This is a genomic window from Achromobacter semiaridum, assembly GCF_053543755.1.
The window spans coordinates 94,332-101,108 of the sequence record NZ_JBLVOL010000045.1 but is presented as its reverse complement, the minus strand read 5'-3'; the positions used below and the strand labels follow the sequence as shown (position 1 = coordinate 101,108).

The window sequence follows — 6,777 nt, the reverse complement described above, 5'->3', positions numbered from 1 at the left end:
GGGGGGCGTCTTTCCCCTTGGGGCGGCCCGGCGGGGAAAGGGCATTCTTGCGTAGTGCGTGGGCGGGGAGCGCGCCGGTCCTTTCAACAGGCGTTGTGTTTACGGGGCCAGTCTGCCCCAATTTTTCGTAGTCCCATCCATGAGCCTGTTTCGTTCGGCGGCCACCGTCAGCAGCTTCACCCTGCTGTCCCGCATTTCCGGCCTGATCCGCGACATCCTGGTCGCGCGCGCCTTTGGCGCCGGTCCCATCACCGACGCCTTCTGGGTCGCCTTCCGCATTCCCAACCTGCTGCGCCGCCTGTTCGCCGAGGGCGCGTTTGCCCAGGCGTTCGTGCCCATACTCGGCGCTGCGCGCAACAAGCGGTCTGAAGAAGAAGTGCGCACACTGCTGGACCGCGTGGCGCTGCTGTTGACGGCCACGCTGATGCTGATCACGTTGATCGGCATCGTCGCCGCGCCCTGGGTGGTGTCGGCCATGGCCAGCGGCCTGCGTGGCGCTGCCCGCGATACCGAATTTGGCGCCGCCGTCTGGATGACGCGGATGATGTTTCCCTACATCTTCTGCATGTCTCTGATTGCGTTCGCCTCCGGCGTGCTGAACACCTGGCGCCGATTCGCCGTGCCGGCCTTCACGCCCGTACTGCTGAACCTGTCGATGATTGCCGCCTGCATCTGGCTGGCGCCGCGCATGGATGTGCCCGTCTACGCTCTGGCCGTCGGCGTGATGATCGGCGGCGTAGCGCAACTGGCCGTGCAGTGGGTGGCGCTGGCCCGCCTGGGCCTGACGCCGCGCTTTTCGCTGCGCTTTCGCGAAGCGTGGGCCGACCCGACGGTCCAGCGCATCCTCAAGCAAATGGCGCCCGCCACCCTGGGCGTGTCGGTGGCGCAGATTTCCCTGTTGATCAACACCAATATCGCCACCTGGCTTACACCGGGCAGCGTCACGTGGCTGTCTCTCGCCGACCGCTTGATGGAATTTCCGACCGCCTTGCTGGGCGTGGCGCTTGGCACCGTGCTGTTGCCCAGCCTGTCCGCGGCCCACGCTCGCGACGACCATGGCGGCTACAGCGGCCTGCTGGACTGGGGCCTGCGGCTGGTGCTGCTGCTGGGCCTGCCCGCCGCCGTGGGCATGGCGCTGCTATCAGACGGCCTGGTGGCCACGCTGTTCCACTATGGCGCCTTCGCCGCGCAGGATGTGCTGCAAACCCGTCTGGCAGTGATGTCGTATTCCGCCGGCTTGATCGGCCTGTTGGCCGTCAAGATCCTTGCCCCGGGTTTCTATGCCAAGCAAGACATCCGCACGCCCGTCAAGATCGCCATCGGCGTGCTGGTTTTGACACAGTTGCTAAACCTGGTGCTGGTACCTTTCATGGCGCATGCCGGTCTGGCACTGGCCATTGGCCTGGGCGCCTGCCTGAACGCCTTGGCGCTTCTGATCGGCTTGCGCCGCCGGGGCGTGTACCAGCCGGGGCCGGGCTGGACCGTGTTCGTGCTGCGCCTGCTGCCCGCCCTGGCGGCGTTGGCGGCATTGCTGTGGTACGCCGACGGCAAAATCGACTGGCTCGGCATGCAGGCCCATGCGGGACAGCGCGCCGGCTTGCTGGGTGGCGTTTTGGTGGCAAGCGGGGTGGTGTACTTCGGAACGTTGTTACTCTTTGGCTTCCGGCTTAAGGACTTTGGACGTCGGCCAAAAGCCTGATTTCGACCGCTGCGCTGACAATCCCACCAAAAAGCCGGCTTCCTGCCGGCTTTTTGCACTAGATTCGTCAAGAAATGCCAACAGCCCCGTAATCTTTGGTAAAAAACCTTTATTATTTACAAATTGCCATCAAGAGGAACCCCCGCCGATTCACTGGCGGGAACACGAAGTGAAGTACGCCCAAGGACAACCCATGGCGGACCAGGTGATCAATTGGTTGCTACTGCTGCGCTCGGGTAAAGCGACAGCGCAGGACTACAACGACTTCCTGGCGTGGCGTGCGGCTGACCCTGTCCATGAGAACGCCTGGCAACAGCTGACGGGCTCATTGGCAGGTTCGACGTTTGGACGACTAGGCGATGCTTATCCCGCAGCCGGGTACGCCGCCGGAGCCGCCCCCACGTCGCAGCCGCTGATCCCTCCGCCCCCGGCCATCGTGCCGCCACGCCGCCGTTTTCTGGCCGGTTCGCTGGCGCTCGCCAGTACGGCAGCCGGCGCCGCGTATGTCGGCAACGCCTTCTATCCGCTGAACAACGTAGCCGCCGATGCCGCCACGGCCACCGGCGAACGCCGCCGCTACCTGCTGTCCGACGGCAGCCAATTGCTGCTGGACGCCCGTAGCCGCGTCAATCTGGACTTCACCCCCGCTTATCGGCAGGTTCGCCTGCTGGATGGCGCCGTCACGGTCTCCGTGGCGCCCGACGCGCGCCGCCCTTTCCTGGTACAGACCGCCGAGGGCACCGTGCGCGCGCTGGGCACCCGCTACATGGTGCGCCAGCAAGCGCAACGTACCGTGGTCGTGGTGCATGAGCACGAGGTTGAAGTGGAAACCATGGCCGGCGCGCATGGCACCGTCCGCGCCGGAACGGGCGCGCGGTTCGATGTGTCTCGCATGGACATCCCGCGCGCCGAGCTGATGGCGGAAGCCGCATGGGAATCCGGCTGGGTCGATGCCCGGGGGCGCCCGCTGGCCGAGGTAATCGCCGCGCTGCGCCCCTATCGCACGGGTGCCCTTCGCGTGTCGATGGCGGCCGGCGGCCTGCCCGTTTCGGGGCATTTCCCGTTGGACGACACCAACGCCGCGCTGGACACGCTGCAAGAGATGATGCCCATCCATGTCCGCCGCTTCACCCCGTGGTTTGTTTCGATCAGCGTCGCGACCTGACAACGCTATGCGGCGCACCTGTGCCTGGCGCCCGCTTCGTTGTATACTCAGCACCGTGTTTTTATCCAGTAGGCGCCGCGGGTTTTCCTCAAGGCTGTATTCCAGGCTTTGGCAGGGAATCTTCCGAAAGGGTTCTCTAGCTAGGACTCTTTAGCCCAGGAACTTTTTCCCCCCAGCGCCCCCCGCCCGGTTGACGGGCGCTCCATCGACAGATCTGACATTAAAAGCTTGCAATCCCATCGGGACTTGCTACAATGTTCGACTTTGCCGAATTCAACTTATATAGCAACATGGCCAATACCGCCCAAGCCCGCAAGCGCGCTCGCCAATCCGTTGAGCGCAACAAGCACAATTCCAGCCTGCGCTCGATGCTGCGCACCGCCATCAAGCGCGTTCGCCAATCTATCGCCGCTGGCGACAAAGCTGCGGCTGGCGACGTGTTCCAGAAGGCCTCGAGCGTGATCGATCGCGTGGCTGACAAGAACATCATCCACAAGAACAAGGCTGCTCGCCACAAGAGCCGCCTGGCTGCCGCTATCAAGGCGCTGGCCTAAGATTCTGCCGCCCCGCTTTCTGGGGCGTCATGAATACGGCAAATGAAGAAGGATGCCCCTGGGCATCCTTTTTTGTTGCCTGATCGGTTCGGGCACAACTACCAGGCCAACGCGCGGCTAGGGCTTGGCCAAGCGGACCTTGATTGCGTCAGCCGCCTCGGATAACGAGGCCATGAACTCGTTGACCAAGGGATTGGCCGGGCGATGTTCGGGGAACACTGCGTAAACACTGAACGGCAACGAACGCCGCAACGGCCGGATATGCAGGCCCCTGCCGACAAAGTCCAGCGCGGTCAGCGGGTTCACGATCGCCAGGCCCAGGCCCTGACGCACGAATGTGCAAACAGACACGGCGGTAGGCGTTTCCACGATCGACCGGCGCAGCACGCCGACTTCAGCGAAGGCTTCGTCGATCTGTACCCGGTAGGGATCGTGGGCGGACAGGCTGACAAAGGCATGCCCTTCGAAATCCGCAAGATCGATTTCCTTACGTGCCAAGAGCACATGCCCGTCGGGCAACACGCAGACCTCGTCCACTTGCAACAACAGCTGCAAGCGCGTGCCGGCCGGCGCGGCATCCCGCTCGGTCAAGCCCAGGTCGTAGCGTTGAGCCGTCAGCCACTCTTCCAGAAACGGCGATTCCTGCGTTTCCACCGACAGGCTGACGCCGGGATGCCGACCGTGAAAGCGCCGAAACGCGTCAGGCAAAATCGAATGCGAAAACGCCGGCAATGCAATCACGGACAGCTGCCCACCCCGAAACTCTCGCAAACGGGCCGCCGCCGACACGACCCTTTCCAGCCCCGCATACGATTGCCGGATCTCGTCGTACAGCGCCAAAGCCGGCATGGTGGGCCGCAAACGCCCGTGCACGCGCTCGAACAATGCAAAGCCGATGCTCTGCTCCATCCGCGCCAATTCACGGCTGACGGTCGGTTGCGACGTGTTCAGGAGCTGCGCTGCGCGCGTCACGCTGCCCGCGATCATCACCGCGCGGAATACTTCGATATGGCGATGCGTCAACACGGCGCACTCCATATCACGAATGAATGACTCTTGAACATATAAGCATTTTACTGGATGACGCGAACCCGGCATCATGCCGCCTGGTTTCCTCTCATTCTTCAAGGTTCATGCGTCATGGTTTTTGATCCGCGCCAACTTACCGAACTCGCCACGCAACATGGCACGCCGCTGTGGGTGTACGACGCCGGCGTCATCCGCGAACGCATTGCGCAGCTGCGCCGCTTCGACACCATCCGCTACGCGCAGAAAGCGTGCTCGAACCTGCACATCCTGCGCCTGATGCGCGAGGAAGGCGCGGTGGTCGACGCCGTTTCGCTGGGCGAGATCGAACGCAGCCTAGCCGCCGGATTTGATCCTAAGGGCGAGCCGGAAGGCATGGTCTTCACGGCCGATTTAATCGACCACGCCACGCTGGCCACCGTCCTGCGCCATGGCATCACCGTGAACGCCGGTTCGCTGGACATGCTGGACCGCGTGGGCCAAGCCTCGCGCGGCCACCGCGTCTGGCTGCGCATCAACCCCGGCTTCGGCCATGGCCACAGCAACAAGACCAACACCGGCGGCCCGCAAAGCAAGCACGGCATCTGGATCGACGACGTGGCCCGCGCCGTGTCCATCGTGCGCCGCCACGGCCTGAAGCTGGTTGGCATCCATATGCATATCGGATCGGGCGTGGACTACGGCCACCTGTCCAGCGTTTGCGACGCCATGGTCGACGTGGTGCGCTCGCTGGACCACGACATCGAAGCGATCTCGGCAGGCGGCGGCCTGTCGATTCCCTACCGCGATGGCGAGCCCCGCATCGACTGCGACCATTATTTCGAACAGTGGGACGCGGCCCGCAAGCGCATCGAACAGTTTCTGCAACACCCGATCCGCCTGGAGATCGAACCTGGACGCTTCCTGGTTGCCGAAGCCGGTGCGCTGGTGACCGAAGTGCACGCCATCAACCACCGCCCCGAGCGCGACTTCGCGCTGGTGGATGCGGGTTTCAACGATTTGATGCGCCCGGCCATGTACGGCAGCTACCACCGCATTTCCGTGCATGCGCCGGACGGTTCCGACCCGCAGGGCGTCCCGCAGACGCGCATCGCGGTGGCCGGGCCGCTGTGCGAATCGGGTGACGTGTTCACGCAGGAAGAAGGCGGCGTGATGTCGGACCAGCTGCTGCCGCAGCCGCGCATCGGCGACTTCATGGTTTTGCACAACGCGGGCGCGTACGGTTCGTCGATGTCATCGAACTACAACAGTCGGCCGCTGGCGCCGGAAGTGTTGCTGGACAACGGCCAGGCGCGGCTGATCCGCCGTCGCCAAACAGTCGGCGAACTGCTGGCGCTGGAAGACTGACGCCGGGCCACCAAAGCGGGCACAACGCCCAATGCACCACCAACAAGGCGCCATCAACCCAGCACTGCAAACCAAGCACTGCAAACAGCGCGCAAAACACAAAACGCAAAGCACAAAACGCAAAACGCAAAACACAAAACGCCCCGCATCGTCGCGGGGCGTTTTGCATGCCAACACCAGCGGCCGCAATCAGCTGGGAAACGTTTCCCGCAAGGCAAACGTGGCCTGTTTGAACACGCCCAGGTCCGTACCCACCGCCACAAAGTGCATGCCCATGTCCAGATAGCGGCGCGCGTCCGCCTGCACGGGCGCCAGGATTCCCACGGCCTTGCCCTGAGCCGACACGCGCTCGTGCAGATGGCGAATGACCTCTTGCACTTCGGGATGGCTGGGGTTGCCGATGTGGCCTAACGCGGCAGCCAGATCCGACGGGCCGATGAACACGCCGTCCACGCCTTCCACCGCCGCGATCTCGTCCACTGCATCGATGCCCGGACGGCTTTCAATTTGCAGCAGCACGCAGATGTTGTCGTTGATGGTTTGCAGGTAGTCGGGCACCGTGCCGTAACGGTTGCTGCGCTGCGCGCCGGCCACGCCGCGTATGCCGTCGGGCGGATAACGGGTGGCGGCTACCGCCAGGCGCGCGTCCGCTTCCGATTCAATGAACGGGATCAGCAGGTTGTAGAAGCCGATATCCAGCAAGCGCTTGATCTGCACCGGATCGTTCCACGACGGTCGGCCCACGGCCGCGCTGGCGCTGCCCTGCAACGCCTGTAGCTGCTGCAGGAACATCGGCACTTCGTTGGGCGAATGTTCGCCATCCAGAAGCAGCCAGTCAAAATCCGCCAGGCCGACCAGTTCGGCCGTGATGTGGCTGGACATGCACATCCAAAAGCCGATGAGCCGCTCGCGCGCCAGGATGCGTTGGCGGAAACGGTTGGGTAAGGGTGAGTTCATTGCCACCTTCAATATCGCAAAATAAAAAT

6 protein-coding genes are annotated in these 6,777 nt (G+C 63.6%); 4 read left to right on the top strand and 2 right to left on the bottom strand.

What is annotated here, in order from left to right; all coding sequences use genetic code 11:
• Positions 1 to 139: 139 nt before the first annotated feature.
• From murJ to rpsT, 3 genes are all read left to right on the top strand, one after another.
• The gene (murJ, locus tag ACNPP0_RS13735) at positions 140 to 1,699 is read left to right on the top strand and encodes a murein biosynthesis integral membrane protein MurJ (RefSeq protein ID WP_448706191.1); all 1,560 of its coding nucleotides are present in this window, start codon (positions 140 to 142) and stop codon (positions 1,697 to 1,699) included.
• A 193-nt stretch (positions 1,700 to 1,892) separates the two neighbouring features.
• Positions 1,893 to 2,864 carry a FecR family protein gene (locus ACNPP0_RS13730; protein WP_332608706.1) on the top strand — a complete coding sequence of 324 codons (972 nt, stop codon included), beginning with the start codon at positions 1,893 to 1,895 and terminating at the stop codon, positions 2,862 to 2,864.
• A 290-nt stretch (positions 2,865 to 3,154) separates the two neighbouring features.
• A complete protein-coding gene (rpsT, locus tag ACNPP0_RS13725) occupies positions 3,155 to 3,418 on the top strand; it encodes a 30S ribosomal protein S20 (RefSeq protein ID WP_025135824.1) in 264 nt (87 codons plus the stop codon).
• 117 nt (positions 3,419 to 3,535) lie between these two features.
• On the opposite strand, the gene ACNPP0_RS13720 is transcribed toward rpsT, so the two are convergent.
• The gene (locus ACNPP0_RS13720; RefSeq protein ID WP_448706190.1) at positions 3,536 to 4,444 is read right to left on the bottom strand and encodes a LysR family transcriptional regulator; all 909 of its coding nucleotides are present in this window, start codon (positions 4,442 to 4,444) and stop codon (positions 3,536 to 3,538) included.
• 114 nt (positions 4,445 to 4,558) lie between these two features.
• On the opposite strand from ACNPP0_RS13720, the gene lysA reads away from it, so the two are divergent.
• On the top strand, positions 4,559 to 5,791 hold the full coding sequence (gene lysA / locus ACNPP0_RS13715) for a diaminopimelate decarboxylase (protein WP_448706189.1): 1,233 nt from the start codon (positions 4,559 to 4,561) through the stop codon (positions 5,789 to 5,791).
• Positions 5,792 to 5,980: 189 nt separating this feature from the next.
• On the opposite strand, the gene garL is transcribed toward lysA, so the two are convergent.
• Positions 5,981 to 6,748 carry a 2-dehydro-3-deoxyglucarate aldolase gene (gene garL, locus ACNPP0_RS13710; RefSeq protein WP_448706188.1) on the bottom strand — a complete coding sequence of 256 codons (768 nt, stop codon included), beginning with the start codon at positions 6,746 to 6,748 and terminating at the stop codon, positions 5,981 to 5,983.
• Positions 6,749 to 6,777: the final 29 nt, after the last annotated feature.

What these genes read in the sequence shown, in the direction of transcription:
- rpsT (WP_025135824.1), top strand. Translation starts at nt 3,155, where the DNA reads ATGGCCAATACCGCCCAAGCCCGCAAGCGCGCTCGCCAATCCGTTGAG.
- ACNPP0_RS13730 (WP_332608706.1), top strand. Translation starts at nt 1,893, where the DNA reads ATGGCGGACCAGGTGATCAATTGGTTGCTACTGCTGCGCTCGGGTAAA.
- murJ (WP_448706191.1), top strand. Translation starts at nt 140, where the DNA reads ATGAGCCTGTTTCGTTCGGCGGCCACCGTCAGCAGCTTCACCCTGCTG.
- garL (WP_448706188.1), bottom strand. Translation starts at nt 6,748, where the DNA reads ATGAACTCACCCTTACCCAACCGTTTCCGCCAACGCATCCTGGCGCGC.
- lysA (WP_448706189.1), top strand. Translation starts at nt 4,559, where the DNA reads ATGGTTTTTGATCCGCGCCAACTTACCGAACTCGCCACGCAACATGGC.